Annotated in this window: 18 protein-coding genes; 2 read left to right on the plus strand and 16 right to left on the minus strand. The window is 68.2% G+C overall.

Going from position 1 to position 15553, the window contains the following annotated elements; genetic code table 11:
• Positions 1–15: 15 nt before the first annotated feature.
• The 10 genes from pheT to RN51_RS06270 all read right to left on the minus strand — a co-directional run bounded on the left by pheT (position 16) and on the right by RN51_RS06270 (position 11082).
• Positions 16–2526, minus strand: coding sequence for a phenylalanine--tRNA ligase subunit beta (gene pheT, locus RN51_RS06225; RefSeq protein ID WP_045263196.1), 2511 nt, complete (start codon positions 2524–2526; stop codon positions 16–18).
• Positions 2526–3566 carry a phenylalanine--tRNA ligase subunit alpha gene (gene pheS, locus RN51_RS06230; RefSeq protein WP_045263197.1) on the minus strand — a complete coding sequence of 347 codons (1041 nt, stop codon included), beginning with the start codon at positions 3564–3566 and terminating at the stop codon, positions 2526–2528. The genes pheT and pheS overlap by 1 nt, the downstream gene beginning before the upstream one ends.
• Positions 3567–3608: 42 nt before the next feature.
• On the minus strand, positions 3609–4511 hold the full coding sequence (locus RN51_RS06235; RefSeq protein WP_045263328.1) for an amino acid ABC transporter permease: 903 nt from the start codon (positions 4509–4511) through the stop codon (positions 3609–3611).
• Positions 4508–5155 (minus strand): amino acid ABC transporter permease, encoded by a 648-nt coding sequence (locus RN51_RS06240; RefSeq protein WP_045263198.1) that lies wholly within the window; start codon positions 5153–5155, stop codon positions 4508–4510. Before RN51_RS06240 ends, RN51_RS06235 begins: the two co-directional genes overlap by 4 nt.
• A gap of 79 nt (positions 5156–5234) precedes the next feature.
• Positions 5235–6152 (minus strand): glutamate ABC transporter substrate-binding protein, encoded by a 918-nt coding sequence (locus RN51_RS06245; RefSeq protein WP_045263199.1) that lies wholly within the window; start codon positions 6150–6152, stop codon positions 5235–5237.
• Between the two features lie 56 nt (positions 6153–6208).
• A complete protein-coding gene (locus RN51_RS06250) occupies positions 6209–6955 on the minus strand; it encodes an amino acid ABC transporter ATP-binding protein (RefSeq protein WP_045263329.1) in 747 nt (248 codons plus the stop codon).
• A gap of 255 nt (positions 6956–7210) precedes the next feature.
• Positions 7211–8173, minus strand: coding sequence for a TAXI family TRAP transporter solute-binding subunit (locus RN51_RS06255; protein WP_231579234.1), 963 nt, complete (start codon positions 8171–8173; stop codon positions 7211–7213).
• Between the two features lie 8 nt (positions 8174–8181).
• Positions 8182–9558 carry a sensor histidine kinase gene (locus tag RN51_RS06260; protein ID WP_045263201.1) on the minus strand — a complete coding sequence of 459 codons (1377 nt, stop codon included), beginning with the start codon at positions 9556–9558 and terminating at the stop codon, positions 8182–8184.
• 3 nt (positions 9559–9561) lie between these two features.
• Positions 9562–10233 carry a response regulator transcription factor gene (locus RN51_RS06265; RefSeq protein WP_045263202.1) on the minus strand — a complete coding sequence of 224 codons (672 nt, stop codon included), beginning with the start codon at positions 10231–10233 and terminating at the stop codon, positions 9562–9564.
• A gap of 36 nt (positions 10234–10269) precedes the next feature.
• Complete coding sequence (locus RN51_RS06270) at positions 10270–11082, minus strand: TrmH family RNA methyltransferase (RefSeq protein ID WP_045263330.1); 813 nt, start codon at positions 11080–11082, stop codon at positions 10270–10272.
• Between the two features lie 57 nt (positions 11083–11139).
• Between RN51_RS06270 and RN51_RS06275 the strand changes: the two genes are divergently transcribed.
• On the plus strand, positions 11140–11592 hold the full coding sequence (locus RN51_RS06275) for a DUF2809 domain-containing protein (RefSeq protein ID WP_045263203.1): 453 nt from the start codon (positions 11140–11142) through the stop codon (positions 11590–11592).
• Positions 11593–11600: 8 nt separating this feature from the next.
• Here RN51_RS06275 and rplT read toward each other — a convergent pair whose 3' ends face one another.
• The 3 genes from rplT to infC all read right to left on the minus strand — a co-directional run bounded on the left by rplT (position 11601) and on the right by infC (position 12907).
• Positions 11601–11987 carry a 50S ribosomal protein L20 gene (gene rplT, locus RN51_RS06280; protein ID WP_017202428.1) on the minus strand — a complete coding sequence of 129 codons (387 nt, stop codon included), beginning with the start codon at positions 11985–11987 and terminating at the stop codon, positions 11601–11603.
• 34 nt (positions 11988–12021) lie between these two features.
• A complete protein-coding gene (rpmI, locus tag RN51_RS06285; protein ID WP_017828564.1) occupies positions 12022–12216 on the minus strand; it encodes a 50S ribosomal protein L35 in 195 nt (64 codons plus the stop codon).
• A gap of 73 nt (positions 12217–12289) precedes the next feature.
• Positions 12290–12907 (minus strand): translation initiation factor IF-3, encoded by a 618-nt coding sequence (infC, locus tag RN51_RS06290; RefSeq protein ID WP_156149114.1) that lies wholly within the window; start codon positions 12905–12907, stop codon positions 12290–12292.
• A gap of 255 nt (positions 12908–13162) precedes the next feature.
• Here infC and RN51_RS06295 point away from each other — a divergent pair, with 255 nt between their 5' ends.
• Complete coding sequence (locus RN51_RS06295; RefSeq protein WP_017828562.1) at positions 13163–13561, plus strand: DUF1844 domain-containing protein; 399 nt, start codon at positions 13163–13165, stop codon at positions 13559–13561.
• An 87-nt stretch (positions 13562–13648) separates the two neighbouring features.
• On the opposite strand, the gene RN51_RS06300 is transcribed toward RN51_RS06295, so the two are convergent.
• Genes RN51_RS06300 through priA form a run of 3 tightly spaced genes read right to left on the minus strand, consistent with a single transcriptional unit; the run spans position 13649 to position 15541 of the window.
• The gene (locus RN51_RS06300; protein WP_045263205.1) at positions 13649–13957 is read right to left on the minus strand and encodes a hypothetical protein; all 309 of its coding nucleotides are present in this window, start codon (positions 13955–13957) and stop codon (positions 13649–13651) included.
• 56 nt (positions 13958–14013) lie between these two features.
• Positions 14014–14811, minus strand: coding sequence for an SseB family protein (locus tag RN51_RS06305; RefSeq protein ID WP_045263206.1), 798 nt, complete (start codon positions 14809–14811; stop codon positions 14014–14016).
• On the minus strand, positions 14795–15541 hold the full coding sequence (gene priA / locus RN51_RS06310) for a bifunctional 1-(5-phosphoribosyl)-5-((5-phosphoribosylamino)methylideneamino)imidazole-4-carboxamide isomerase/phosphoribosylanthranilate isomerase PriA (protein WP_045263207.1): 747 nt from the start codon (positions 15539–15541) through the stop codon (positions 14795–14797). Before priA ends, RN51_RS06305 begins: the two co-directional genes overlap by 17 nt.
• Between the last annotated feature and the right edge of the window lie 12 nt (positions 15542–15553).

Genomic DNA, 15553 nt, shown 5'->3' on the forward strand with positions numbered 1-15553 from the left:
ATCGCGGCTCCGACGTCAGTCGCGAAGCGCCGCTCCGAAGCGCTGTGCAGCGACCTCGACTCCGGCGAGTTTCGCCTCGGTGGCCTCGGCTGCCGTGAGGGTGCGGTCGTCCGCGCGGAACCTCAGAGCGAATGTGAGACTCTTCGACCCTTCGGGCACGCCCTCTCCGCGATAGTCGTCGACGAGGCGCACAGACTCCAGCAGTGCTCCCGCACCTTCGGCGAGAGCGGCCTGCACGTCTGCGGCGGGAACCCCGACCGGAAGCGTGAGCGAGACGTCCTGCGTGGCTGCAGGGAACGTCGACAGCGAAGCCGCGACGACCCGTCCTCCGGCAAGCGACAGGATGCGGTCGAGGTCGAGCTCGAACACGGTCGCGCGCCCGTGGAGGTCCGCGCCGTCGGCGACAGCAGGGTGCAGCTCACCGACGTATCCGACTTCTTCGCCGGCCACCAGCAGCGCCCCGGTCCGCCCGGGGTGAAGGGCAGCACGCTCGGCCTGCACCACGTCGACGTCGACGCCGGCGGCGGCCGCGACGACACGGACGGCGTCCAGAGCCTCGACGAGGCCGGCGGCCTCGGCCGGGCGTCCGGGCTGGCGCGGGGCGACATGTCCGGTGAGCAACCCGGAGACGAACCGGTGCTGGGGCGGGATCGACGCGTCCAGCGCCGCGAGCGTCTCATCGGACGGACGCTCCCCCAGCGGCGGCACCTCATCGGTGCCGTACTCGACTCCGGCCTCCGGCAGGAACACCACGCCGGTCTCGAAGATCGCGAGGTCGGTGAGCCCACGTGAGATGTTGCGGTGCGCGGTCTGCAGCAACCCGGGGATCAGCGAGCGGCGCAGGTACGGCGCCTGCCCGTCGAGCGGGTTCGCCAGACGGACGCTCGGCAGGTGCTCCCCCGATGCGGAGCCGTGCAGGTCGTTCTGCACGTCGGTGGTGAACGGGAACGACGGAGTCTCCACCAGCCCTGCGGCGGCGAGCGCATCGGCCACGCGGCGACGGCCCTGCTGGTGCGCAGTGAGGCCGCGTCCGGAAGGAGGCGTCGGCAGCACCGAGGGGATGCGGTCGAGCCCGTGGATGCGGGCGACCTCCTCGGCGAGCGTCCACTTGTCGGTGAGGTCGGGGCGCCAGGTGGGCGGGATCACGGTCCAGCCCGCGCCACCGTCGCCGGCCGTGACGTCGGCGCCGATGGTGGTGAGCGCCCCGGTGATCTCGTCGTCGGTGTAGTCGACGCCGATGAGTCCCTGCACGAAGCCGGCGGGCAGCTCGATCTCGGCGACGAAGACCTCGGCGAACAGCGCGCCGCCCTCCTCCGTGAGCGTGCCGCCGGCGAACTCGACCATGAGGTCGGCCGCGCGCCGGGCCGCGACGAAGGGGATCAGCGGGTCGACGCCACGCTCGAAGCGCTTGGACGCCTCGCTGGGCAGCTTGTGACGACGAGCCGAACGGGCGATCGTGGTCGGATCGAAGATGGCAGCCTCGATCATCACGTTCCGGGTGGTGTCGCTCATCTCGGTGGTGCCGCCGCCCATGACGCCGGCGAGCCCGATCGGACCCGACTCGTCGGTGATGAGCAGGTCTTCGGTGTGCAGAGCGCGCTCGACCCCGTCGAGGGTGGTCATCTTCTCGCCCGGAGTCGCACGGCGGACCGTGATGCCGCCCGTGAGCTTGTCGAGGTCGTAGCCGTGCAGGGGCTGTCCGAGCTCGAGCATCACGTAGTTGGTGATGTCGATCAGCACGCCCAGCGAACGCATGCCGGCGAGGCTGAGGCGCGCCACCATCCACGGCGGAGTCGGACGCGAGGGATCGACGTCGCGGACGACACGGGTCACGAACTCGCTGGCGCCGACGTTGCCGCGCACGGGGGCGACGTCGTCGACCACGGTGGTGTGCCCCGTGCCCGGCTGCAGTTCCGCGAAATCGCGCTCTGCCGGGTCGCGGAACTCCGCTCCGGTGGCGTGCGCGTACTCGCGGGCGACCCCGCGCAGCGAGAAGGCGTAACCGCGGTCGGGCGTGACGTTGATCTCCACCGCCACGTCGTCGAGGCCGAGCAGCGCGATCGCGTCGGTGCCGACCGGCGCATCGATGCCGAGGTCGGACAGCACGACGATGCCGTTGTGCTCGTCGCCGAGTCCCAGCTCACGCGCCGAGGCGATCATGCCGTCCGACACGTGGCCGTACGTCTTGCGGGCGGCGATGGCGAACGGACCGGGCAGCACCGCGCCGGGCAGGGTCACGACGACCTTGTCCCCGACGATGAAGTTGTGCGCGCCGCAGACGATGCCGCGGATGCCGCCGTTCGCCTCGCCGACATCGACCTGGCACCAGTTGATGGTCTTGCCGTTGGACTGGGGTTCCGGCTCCAGCGAGACGACCTGCCCGACGACCACGGGACCCGTGATGTCGAAGCGGTGCACGTCCTCTTCTTCGAAGCCGACGGTCACCAGGGCCGCGAGGACATCCTCGGGCGTGGCATCCGCTGCCAGATCGACGTACTCACGCAACCACGAAAGCGGGACGCGCATCACACCACCATCCCGTACTGCTCGCTGAATCGGACATCGCCCTCGGCCATGTCGCGCATGTCCTGGACGTCGCTACGGAACATCAGGCCCCGCTCGATGCCCATGCCGAACGCGAAGCCGCTGTACACCTCGGGGTCGATCCCGGCCGCGCGCAGCACGTTCGGGTTGACCATGCCGCAGCCGCCCCACTCGATCCAGCGCGCGCCGCCCTTGAAGGTCGGGTGCCACAGATCGAGCTCGGCGGACGGCTCGGTGAAGGGGAAGTAGTTGGTGCGGAAGCGCGTCTTGGCCTCGGGGCCGAAGAGCAGCTTCGCGAAGTGGTCGAGCGTGCCCTTCAGGTGCGCCATCGTGATGCCCTTGTCGATCACGAGACCCTCGAACTGGGTGAACACCGGCAGGTGCGTGGCGTCGAACTCGTCGGTGCGGTACACCCGGCCAGGGCACAGCACGTAGATCGGCACCTCGCGGTCGAGCATCGAGCGCACCTGCACCGGGCTCGTGTGCGTGCGCATCACCAGGTGACGCGAGGGCGGGTCGACGTAGAACGTGTCCTGCTCCTGGCGTGCCGGGTGGTCCACATCGAAGTTGAGCGCGTCGAAGTTGAACCACTCGTGCTCGAGCTCCGGCCCCTCCGCGATCTCCCATCCCATGCCGACGAAGATGTCGCACACCTGGTCCTGCAGGAGCGTCAGCGGGTGCCGGGCACCGACACGCGTGCGCGAGGGCACGGCGGTGATGTCGACCCGCTCTGCCTCCAGACGCGCGGCGACCTCGGCCTCGGCGAGCTCGGCCTCCTTCGCGGCGAGCGCCTGGGTCACCCGCCCTCTCCCCTGGCCCACGAGCTTGCCGAACGCGGCCTTGTTCTCGGGGGCGACCTGGCGCATCGAGGCGTTCAGGACCGCGAGCGGCGATCCCTCGGCGACGTGTGCGGCGCGGGCCGCTTTCAGCTCGGCGGTGTCGGCGGCTGCAGCGATCGCCGCGAGGGCATCGGCGACAGCGGCTTCGACCGCTTCCGGGGTGATTTCAGGAGACTCTGACACGAGAATCGAGTCTACCGGGGGCGTGCGGGTCGCTTTGGCGGATCAGCGCGCCTTCTCGGACCCATCTCCCTGCAGCACGATGAGCGAGGTGTTGGTCTCGCCTCCGTGCTGGCGGGGATCCGGCACCGCCGGCCCTGCCTTCGGCGAGCGCTTGGCACGCTTCTGCAGGCGGTAGGCGATGTACGACAGCAGGAGACACACAGCCACGTACATCGATCCGCCGACGATCGCCGCCGGGATCAGCGGGGAGCCGTAGGGCGCCTGGTTGCCGATCTGGTTGATGACGTAGAGGAGCTCCTTGTACGTGATGATGAAGCCGAGCGCGGTGTCCTTGAGCGCCACGACGAGCTGGGCGATGATCACCGGCATCATGGCCCGCACGGCCTGAGGGATCAGGATGAAGTACATCACCCCGGTCTTTCGCAGGCCGATCGCGTAGCCGGCTTCCTTCTGCCCGCGGGGCAGCGACTCGATACCGGCTCGCAGCACCTCGGCGAGCACGGAGCCGTTGTAGACGATCAGGGCGATGACGACGGCCCAGTACGGCGGCATCTTCACGCCGATCACCGGGAGGCCGTAGTACAGCAGCATCATGAGGATGAGCACGGGCACCGCTCGCAGCACCTCGATGATCCACCGGACCGGCTCACGAACCCAGGCGTGCTCCGAAAGGCGGCCGATGCCGAGCAGGAATCCGAGCGCGAGGGACCCGACGCCGGCGACGGCGAACGCGGCCAGCGTGGCCAGCAGCCCTTCGCCGAAGCGGACCCAGACGGCGGAGAACGTGAAGATGTTCCACTTCTCCGCGGAGAACTGCCCGGTGGCGAACAACCGCCACACGACCCAGCCGAGCACGGCGAGGACGACCAGGACCGTCACGACTCCGATGAGCCGATTGCGGGCGATGGCACGAGGGCCGGGGACGTCGAAAAGGACGGAACTCATCGCGCGATCCTCCACTTGTTCTCCAGAACGCGCTGCACCCAGGCGAGCAGCAGCACCAGCACCACGAAGACGACCATGACCCACAGGAGCACGACGAGCGCGTTCTCGCCGCGTTCGCTGAGCGCGGCGCGGATGGTGCCGAGGTTGGCGACCGAGAAGCCCGCCGCCACCGTGGTGTTCTTCATGAGCGCGATGAGCACGCTCATCATGGGCGGGACGACGGAGCGCGTCGCCTGCGGCAGGACCACGTAGCGCATGACCTGCCCGAAGTTCAGGCCGATCGCACGCGCAGCCTCGGCCTGACCGACCGGCACGGTGTTGATTCCGGCCCGCAGCGCCTCCGCGACGTACGTCGCGGTGTAGATGCCGAGCGCGGCGACCGCCAGGGGCAACGGGTTCACCCGCTCCCCCAAAAGGATGGGAAGGCAGAAGGCGAAGAAGAACATCACCAGGGTCAGCGGGGTGTTGCGGATCCAGTTCACATAGACGCCGCCGACGGCCCGGGCGATCGGGACCGGCGACACACGCGCGGCCCCGACGATGAGTCCGAGGATCAGCGCGATGATGCCGCCGCCGAGGAACAGCACGATGGTTCCCCACAGTGCCTCTGCCCAGAGGTCGAGGTGGTCGGAGATGACTCCCACTGCTGCTCCTGTCGATTCGAGTTCTCGAAAGTGTCCTGCATGAGCGGGGCGGCCGACGATGCCGACCGCCCCGCGAAGATCAACCGACCGGGTCGACCTCGGGCTGCGTCGCCTTCACGCCGGAGGCACCGAGGTTGTTGTCGAAGATCTGCTGCCAGATCTCGCCGCCGTCGGTCAGCTGCGTGTTGAAGTACTCGACGAGTGCGTCATCGCCCTTGGCGACACCGATGCCGTAGCGCTCCTCGCTGAACGGCTTCCCGACGACCTTCAGCTTGTCCGGGTCCTGGGCCGCGTAGCCGATGAGGATCGCCTCGTCGGTCGTGACGGCGTCGACCTGGCCGTTCTTGAGGTCCTCGACGCACTTCGAGTACGTGTCGTACTCCTTGGTGGGCACCTCGGGGTAGTTCGTCTTGATGTTCTGGATCGGCGTCGATCCGGTCGCCGAGCAGACCGTCGTCTCGGCGCTCAGGTCGTCCACGCTCTTGATGTCGCTGTCGGCCGCGACCAGCAGGCCCTGACCGGTGACGAAGTAGGGTCCGGCGAAGGAGATCTGCTCCTTGCGCTTGTCGGTGATCGAGTAGGTGCCGACGTAGTAGTCGATGTCGCCGTTCACGATGGCCTGCTCGCGGTTCGCGGAGGCGATCGCCTGGAACTCGATCTTCTCCGGGTCGACGCCGAGCGATGCTGCCATCCAGCGCGCGATGTCCACGTCGAATCCGGTGCGGTCACCCGTCACGGGGTCGAGGTAGCCCAGACCGGGCTGGTCCTCCTTGACGCCGACCTTGATCTTTCCCGAGGACTCGATCCGGTCGAACGTCGGGCTGCCGTCGATGCTGACGTCAGTCAGCACGGTCCACGGCGTGCTGCTGGAGGAGTCGCCCTCGTCGCCGCCTTCCGGGGCTCCCGTGCTGGACGGGGTTCCGCTGTTGCAGGCGGTGAGCGTCAGCAGCGCGGCTGCCGCGATTCCGATGCCTGCCAGTGTCCGTGTGCGTCGCATGTGCGTCTCCTTCGTGTGCTGTGTGTGCAGGGTCTGTGTGTGAGTGTGCGGGCGCGTCAGTGCGTGAGGAGCTTCGAGAGGAAGTCCTTGGCGCGATCGCTCTTCGGGTTCGTGAAGAACTCCTCGGGAGTCGCCTCCTCCACGATCCGTCCGTCCGCCATGAACACGACGCGGTCGGCGGCCTTGCGCGCGAAGCCCATCTCGTGCGTGACGACGATCATCGTCATCCCGTCCTGGGCGAGTTCGACCATGACGTCGAGCACCTCGTTGATCATCTCGGGGTCGAGAGCACTGGTGGGCTCGTCGAACAGCATCACCTTGGGCTGCATCGCGAGAGCGCGGGCGATGGCCACGCGCTGCTGCTGACCACCGGAGAGCTGGGCCGGAAGCTTCGACGCCTGCTGCGCCACGCCCACGCGCTCGAGCAGCATCATCGCCTCCTTCTCGGCATCGGCCTTCTTGATGCCGCGGACCTTGATCGGTCCGAGAGTCACGTTCTCGAGGATCGTGAGGTGGGCGAACAGGTTGAACGACTGGAAGACCATCCCCACGTCGGCACGTAGATGGGCCAGGCCCTTGCCCTCGGCCGGCAGCTCCTTGCCGTCGATGCGGATGCTGCCGCTGGTGATCGTCTCCAGGCGGTTGATCGTGCGGCACAGCGTCGACTTGCCGGAGCCGGACGGGCCGATCACGACGACGACCTCCCCCGAGTTCACGGTCAGATCGATGTCGGTGAGCGCCTGGAAGTCGCCGTAGTGCTTCTGGACGTTCTCGACCACGACGAGCGGGGTATCAGAGGTCATCATTTCTCCAAACTAACCGCGTCGGGCGCGGGTCTCCAGGCACCTCGGTGAGATTTACACGTTCGTAATCACCTGATCGCGGCACCAATGCTGCTGTGCATGGGTACCCCGCGGCCCGCCCCCACGGGCCGCGGAATCGTCCTGCTGCAATGCCCCAACGACAGTCCTTGCGGCAGGCGACGATCGCGCGCGATCGACCTCACAATGGCAGAGCGCCGAGCCTGCTGTCAGACTTCTTGAGGATTTCTTGAGCAGTCACCCGCGCAGGTCGCGGTAGTAGTCGATCGCCCCGGGGTGCAGAGGAACCGGACCGGTGAAGATCGCCGAACGCCGGTCCAGCAAGGCCGCGGTCGGTACCTCGCCCGCGATGCGCAGTCGCGCATCGAAGAGCCCCGCGAGGACATCGTGCGCGACGGCGTCCGGCGTGGACGCGGCGGTGACGAGATAGTTGGGGACGGCCATCGTCGGGGCGGAATCCGGCAGGCCGTATGTTCCTGCGGGGACGTCAGCCTGCCGATAGGCATGCGAGTAGCGCTCGTTCACCGCGTTGACCCACTCTGGTTCGATCGGGAGCAGGCGGACGGGCGACCTCGTGGACAGCTCCGCCACACCGGGCGTGGGCAGACCGCCGACCCAGAAGAACCCGTCGATCTCGCCCCGCTCCATCGCGTCGATCGAGGCGCTGAGGTCGAGCTGGGGGTCGCTGACGGAACCGAGGTCGACCCCCGCCGCGTCGAGCACTCGGCTCGCGATCACGTTGACGCCGGAGTTCTCGGCACCGAGCGAGATGGTGCGGCCGGGAAGATCGCCGATGTCATCGATGTCCGAGTCACCTCGCACCACGACCTGCACGTACTCGTCGTACAGGCGGGCGAGGGCCTCCACCTCCAGAGGGCGCTCGAAGGCACCGGTGCCGGCCACCGCATCGGCGGCGGCGTCTCCCTGCGCGAACCCGAGCAGGGCCTCGCCGGAGCTCACCCGCAGCAGGTTGTCGACCGATCCCGCGGTCTCCTGTGCGACCATCCGGATGTCCAGCCGATCCGACAACTCTCCCGCCAGGTGGCTGCCGTAGTCGTAGTAGACACCGGTGGATCCCCCGCTGGCGATCGCGTACTCGACGTCGCTCCACTCGTCGGCGCGCGGACTGCATGCGCTCAGCGCCGTCATGACCGCGAGTGCGAGCCCTCCCGCGACGACGCTCCGCGCTGCTGACCTCACGGTGGGCCTCATGGTGTGGTCCCGTCGTGCAGAACGAGCGCGACCTCGAGTCCGCCGCCATCGGCCGAGGAGACCGCCAGCTCTCCCCCGAGCGTGGCCAGCAGGTCGCTCGCGATCGCCAGCCCGAGTCCCGACCCCGGTGTGTCCCCGGTGTCGGCATTGCGCCAGAACCGGTCGGTCGCCGCGGCCGCCTGCTCGTCGGTGAGGCCAGGACCGTGGTCGCGGACCGTGATCCGACAGACCCTTCCTTCCCGTATCGCCCCGATCTCGATGTGCGCACCCGCGGGCGAGAACTTCACGGCATTGTCGATCACCGCATCCAGAGCGCTCTCGACGATCGTGCGGTCGGTCACGCTCATCACGGATGACGCTCCGACGGATCGCAACCCCACACCGCGCTGCGCTGCGACGTCGCGCCAGGCATCCAGGCGCCGGGCGGCCAGGGTGGCGAGATCCACCGCGGAGATGGTCGAGTCGCCGCGGCCCCCGCGTGCGAGGCCGAGCAGCGTCTCCAGGATGCGGGTCATCCGCCGCCCCTCCTCCCTCGTCTCCTCGACGTCACCCTGCCACTCGTCACCGAGCCCTGTCGCCAGATGCTCGACGCGCAGGAGCAAGGCGTTGAGAGGGTTGCGCAGCTCGTGCGAGGCGTTCAGCGCGAACTCCTGCTGCCTCGTCATCACCCGTTCGATCTCATCTGCCATGCCGTTGAACACCTCCGCCATGCGGCGGAGCTCGGGCGGTCCGTCGTCCGCGACCACGCGCGCATCCATCTCACCGCGCTCGATCGCGACCATGGCCTCGTCGAGTCGGCGCACCGGGGACAGCACCCACCGGGCGAGGCGGAACACCAGGAGCACGCCGAGCGCGATGAGCACCGCCGCGATCGCCGAGATGAGCAGCAGCTGGTGCAGGATCGCCGCGCGCGGTGCCTCCACATCTCCGGCGACGAGCACGGCGCCGATCACGTCTCCGTCGTCGAACACCGGTTCGGCCAGTGCGGCATCCGAGACGGTCCAGGGGAACACGACCGTCGGCTGCTCTGCCCTTCGCCCGGAGAGCGCCAGCGCGACCCGCTCGGCATCGTCTTCGCGAAGCACCGCCGAGTCCTGCTCCGCAGCGGCCCACACGCCGCCCCCGAGATCGAAGACGGTGACCTCGATCCCGTAGACCTCGCGGAACCGCTTGACCTCCGCCTCGATGACAGCGGCACTGCCGGAGCGCAGAGCCTGGCGGGCACTCGTGGCGAAGTAGCCCAGGTCGCCGATCTGCTGCGCATAGAAGGCCTGTTGGACACTCTGCGCAGCGCTCCACCCCGCTGCCCCGCCGAGCCCGGCCAGGATCGCGACGAGCGGTATCAGGAACACGATGATCAGGCGGCGACGCACGACTCAGGACCCCGCGAGCCGATAGCCGACGCCGCGGACCGTCTCGATGATCCCGCGACGCCCGGTCTTCTTCCTGATCGCCGCGACGTGCACCTCCAGAGAGTGGCCGAATCCCCGCCAGTCCGTGTTCCACACCTCACGGATCAGCCGGTCCTTCGGCACCGCCACTCCCGGATAGCGCGCGAGGACGGCGACGATGTCGAACTCCTTGCGTGTGAGGTCGATCGCCGCGCCGTCGACCAGCACCTGGCGGGCGACCAGGTCGATCTGCACACTGCCCCCGTCGAGCAGCACACGAGAATCCGTCTCGGGTCGCATCGGCCTTGACCTCCTCGTGACAGCCTCGATGCGGGCCAGGAGCTCATGCACGTCGTAGGGCTTCACCACGAAATCGTCGGCACCGGCACGGAGGCCCTTGATGCGCTCCGCGACCTGGTTACGGGCCGTCACGATCACGATCGGGACCTCGGAGCGGCCTCTGATCCGGCGACACAGGTCGACCCCGTCGATGTCGGGGAGCCCGAGATCGAGCAGCACCACCTCGGTGTCCGCTCCGAGAAGGTCGAGCGCAGACGCCCCATCCGCCGCACGGACGGTCGCATACCCCGACCTGGCGAGGAACGCTTCGAGCGCGCCGGCGACCCGGTCGTCGTCTTCGACGATCAGAATCCTCATCGACTCCGCTTCCCGCTTCCCTCGGCGTCCGTCAGCTCAGTCGACAGACGTCGCCCGCTGGGCGAACGCGCTCTCGTACAGGCAAACGCTGGCGGCGGTCGCCAGATTGAGCGACTCGGCTCGGCCGAAGATCGGCAGCTTGAGCACGCGGTCTGCGAGGTCGAGCGCCTCGTCCTCGAGCCCGCGCGCTTCGTTGCCGAAGAGCCATCCGGTCGGCTCGGCCAGCACGCCTTCCGCGCGAGCTTCCAGCAGGTCGTCGCCCTTCACGTCCGCTGCGAGGATGCGCAGCCCTGCCGCATGGGCACGCTTCACGACTTCCGCCAGGTCTCCCCCGACGGAGACAGGCAGGTGGAACAGCGACCCTGTGGTCGCGCGCACCACTTTCGGGTTGTACGGATCGACCGTGCGACCGGTCAGCACGACGGCATCCGCACCCGCAGCGTCTGCGGCCCTGATGATCGTGCCGAGGTTCCCGGGGTCGCGCACCTCCTCGCAGATCGCCACCAGTCGCGGCGACGCGTCGAAGATGTCCCGCACCGAGGTCGGCGTCTGCTGGACGACGGCGACGAGTCCCTGCGGTGTGACGGTGTCGGCCATCGCGTTGAGCACGTACTCGGTGACGTACTCGACCTCGATGTCCGCCTCGGCGGCCTTCGCGCGGATGTCGGGATGCCGCTCCCAGCCGTTCGGCGTCGCGAAGAGCTCGACGATCGCCTCGGGACGGTAGGTGAGCGCCTCGCGAACCGACTGCGGGCCTTCCAGAAGGAACAGGCCCGTCTCAGTCCTCGCGCTGCGCTTGGTCAGCTTCGCGACAGCACGGACTCGGGGCGAACGGGGGTTCTCCAGCACGATCACAGTCTAGGGAACGCACGGCCCCCTCCCGCACCATCGGGTTAGGGTGCCTGCATGACGATCGATGCCGCGCTGACGAGCTCCCGTCGGCGGATCACCCTCGCTGTGCTCGCCGTCGCGACGGTCCCGATCGGACTCGTCGTCCATCGCAGCGTCGCCGGCGTCGTGGGCGATGTCATCGGCGATGCGCTGTACGCCGTGCTCATCTATCTGCTCGTCGCCCTGATCGCCGGACGGTGGCGCCCCCTCGCGCCGGCACTCGTCGCCTTCGTGTTCTGCGCCGGCGTCGAACTGTTCCAGCTCACGGGCATCCCTCGCGAGTGGGCATCCGTGCTCCCCCCGGTCCGGCTCGTCCTCGGCTCCGGATTCGATGGACGCGACATCGTCGTGTACGCGGGTGCCGTCGCCATGGCCGCTCTCGTCGACCGTGCGGTCAGCCGCGCAGCAGCTGACTCCACGCCGGGAAACGCCACAGGGCGCCCTCCCGAAGGAGAGCGCCCTGTGTGAAGAGGTGCTTACGCAGCCGACTTCGGCGCGTTGACGTCGGAGGGCAGAGCCTTCTTCGCCGTCTCGACCAGCGTCGTGAACGTGGCAGCGTCGTTGACCGCGAGGTCGGCGAGCATACGACGGTCGACCGTGACACCCGCGAGGCCGAGGCCCTGGATGAAGCGGTTGTACGTCATGCCGTTCTGGCGGGCCGCAGCGTTGATGCGCTGGATCCACAGACGACGGAAGTCGCCCTTGCGCTTGCGACGGTCACGGTACGAGTAGACCAGCGAGTGGATGACCTGCTCTTTGGCCTTGCGGTAGAGACGCGAACGCTGTCCGCGGTAACCGGAGGCGCGCTCGAGGATGACCCGGCGCTTCTTGTGGGCGTTTACTGCCCGCTTGACTCTTGCCATTTTCCTGTGTTCCTATTCGTGCGTTCGGCGCGCGTCAGCGACCGAGAAGCTTCTTCGCGACCTTGGTGTCAGCCTTCGACAGCACCTGGTCCTGGTTCAGACGACGGGTGCGACGGCTCGACTTGTGCTCGAGGTTGTGGCGCATCCCGGCCTGCTGCTTCTTCAGCTTTCCGCTTCCGGTGATCTTGAAGCGCTTCTTAGCACCCGAGTGGGTCTTCTGCTTCGGCATCTTCTCTTCCTTCGTATGGCGCCTTCTCAGGCGACGGTGTCAACCCGCGGTGCGGGAGCTCTGTGGGCGGGTGTTACTCCGCGGGAGTGGCGGCGGACTCGCTCTTCGCGTCGCGCGCGGCCTGCTTCTTGTCGGCGCGCTGGGCATCGCGCACGGCGTTCTGCTCCTGCTTCGCCTCGGACTTGCTCTTGAGCGGAGCCACGACCATCACCATGTTGCGACCGTCGATGGTCGGGTTCGACTCGACGGTGCCGAACTCGGCCACGTCTTCGGCGAACTTGCGCAGCAGACGCACACCCTGCTCAGGACGCGACTGCTCGCGTCCACGGAACAGGATCATGGCCTTGACCTTGTCGCCGGCCTTGAGGAAGCCCTCGGCACGCTTGAGCTTGGTCGTGTAGTCGTGAGCCTCGATCTTCAGACGGAAGCGCACTTCCTTGAGGATCGTGTTCGCCTGGTTGCGGCGAGCTTCCTTTTCCTTCTGTGCGGCCTCGTACTTGAACTTGCCGTAGTCCATGATCTTGACGACGGGCGGCTTCGAGTTCGGGGCGACCTCGACGAGGTCGAGATCGGCTTCCTGCGCGAGGCGCAGTGCGGCCTCGATGCGGACGACGCCGATCTGCTCACCCGCGGGGCCGACGAGGCGGACCTCGGGGACGCGGATGCGCTCATTGGTGCGGGGATCGCTGATGCGGAACTCCTTAGACGATGTGATTCGGCCACCGCGATGCTGTCTGCATCACGGGCGAAATCGGAATCGTCCCCGCCCACCGGCATTCAGACGCCGGCTCCGCACCCTACCTGCCGGCTCGTTCTCACGAACGGAGCCGGTGGAGTGCAAGACCCGGTAGCCTTGAACGGCAAGCGCGGGTGGGAAGTGAATCCTCTTTCGTTCCGGAGCATGACGCTCCGGAGCCCGCCAAAGTCTAACAGAAAGCAAGGCGAAGTGACGAACCAGGCACCGGACGAGGCTGCACGCGAGCGCGAAGAGCGCTGGGCACGTCAGGAGGAGGCCGCATCGTCGGCCACCCGCGACATCGCCGACGTACCCGCGGTCGAAGTGATCACCACCGCCGCCGTGCACCTCATGAGCGCGGCAGCCGTCAAGCTCGGGCTCGCCGACGATCCGGACGCCGCAGCGCAGATCGACCTCGACGAGGCGCGCAAGCTCATCAACGCGCTTGCCGGGCTCATCACCGCCGGTGCTCCGGAGATCAGCGACATGCATGCACGCTCGCTGCGCGACGGCCTCCGTTCCCTGCAGCTGGCCTTCCGCGAGGCATCCACGATCCCCGACCCGATCGGCAAGGGTCCCGGCGAGAAGTGGACAGGTCCGGTCAACTAGCCCCTGCTAGCCGCTGCGGGCCTCGAGGACCACAGGGTCGGCCGAGACCGGGCCTGGGCACGGCCCTTCGGTGCGGGTCCAGGAGATCTACTCTTCGGACTCGTGGATGACGGCACCCGGCGCATCGAACAACCGGATGTCGACCACGTCAGGTGTGGACATGTCGAAGAACAAGCTCCACGTGCCGTCGTCCGCCGGAGACGCCGAGAACAGGTTGGCGTGCTGACTCTCCTCCTCTCCAGGCGCCGGCGAGCACTGCTCGTCCGCGCAGAATTGGAGATCGGTCGCCGCGGGGAAGGCGCTCACGTCGACCACGACAGTGCTGATGTAGGCGATCGCCGGGCACGCGTTGAGCACACAGCCCGATGTGCCGGCGACGGCGCCTCCGAGCAGCACGACAGCGGCGAGCTCGCACGAGAGTCCGGGGCATGCCCCGAGCGTAGCGAAGCGGTTCAGGCGCTGCGGCGAAGCTTCACGGTCAGCGAGTCGGCGAGCACGGCGATCCGGTCGTCGGAGGCCCAGCGTTGTGCGAGACGCGCGAGCACGGCGTCGAGCACCTCGCGATCGAGTCCGTCGACCAGCTCGAGGATCACGATGAGCTCAGGGCCGCGCAGACGCGCATCGGGGTCTCCGGAAGCCACGGCCACATCGATCACGGCCAGTTCGTGGGCGACGCTCTCCTGAAGCGCGGTGAAGACCTCGGTCGACAGGAAGCTCGGCTCCCAGCGCTGCTCCTGGGCGATCGCCCAGACGGCCGGACGCCGGATGACGAACTCGGTGTCGGAGGTCGGGTCGAGCACGATCAGATCGGTGTCCTCCGACGAGGCGGCCAGCGCCGCGCGGATCGCTTCGACCGGGATGGGTCGTGCGGACGGGTCCCATGCCTGCATCGCCTGGACGGACGAGAACACCGGTTGCACCCGCCGGCCGTCCGGAGCCGCGACCGTGACGATGGAGAGCTCCTGCGTCTTGTCCACGGCGAGACCGTTCGGGGCGATCCCCTCCTCCCCCTTCTCCGCGATGAGGGGAATCAGCACACGCGCGGAACGGAAGGCGTCGACGACCTCGGACTGGCTGCCCTCGCCGGCACGGAAGCGCAGCAGAGCCGACAGCAGAGCCGGGTCAGCGGAACCATCGTCGGCGGCGTGCGGGTTCGACTCGAAGCTGCGCCCCTCCCAGGGGACACCGGCGGAATCACCGTGGTTGTGCGACTCCGGTCCGCACGCGTGCGGGTCAGTCTCCTGCGACATCCAGCGCCTCAGCCAGTGTGAAGGCGCCGGCGTAGAGCGCCTTGCCGACGATGGCACCCTCGACGCCCAGCGGCACGAGGTCGCGGAGCGCAGCGATGTCGTCCAGGCTCGAGATACCGCCGGACGCGACGACCGGCTTCGGCGTGCGCGAGGTCACCTCGCGGAGAAGCTCGAGGTTCGGGCCGCGAAGGGTTCCGTCCTTCGTGACGTCGGTGACGACGTAACGGCTGCAGCCGGCGTCTTCGAGGCGGTCGAGCACCTCCCAGAGGTCGCCGCCCTCCTTGGTCCATCCGCGGGCTGCGAGCGTCGTTCCGCGCACGTCGAGTCCGACGGCGATCGCCTCGCCATAACGTCCGATCACGTCGGCTGCCCACTCCGGGTTCTCGAGCGCCGCCGTGCCGAGATTGATCCGAGTCGCGCCGCTCTCCAGAGCCGCTTCCAGCGTCGCGTCATCGCGGATGCCGCCCGAGAGCTCGATGTTCACACCCTTGAACTGCTTGATGACCTTGCGCAGGATCGGTGCATTGCTGCCCCGACCGAATGCCGCGTCGAGGTCGACCAGGTGGATCCAGGAGGCGCCCTGCGCCACCCACTCCCCTGCGGCGTCCAACGGGTCGCCGTAGCTGGTCTCGGTCCCGGCCTCGCCCTGGGTCAGACGGACCGCCTTGCCCCCGGCGACATCGACTGCGGGAAGGAGCGTGAGCGAGGGGGACTGCGCGAAGTCGTTCATGGGGTCCTTGGA

The organism is Microbacterium oxydans (assembly GCF_000956405.1).
Classification (GTDB): Bacteria; Actinomycetota; Actinomycetes; order Actinomycetales; family Microbacteriaceae; genus Microbacterium; species Microbacterium oxydans_C.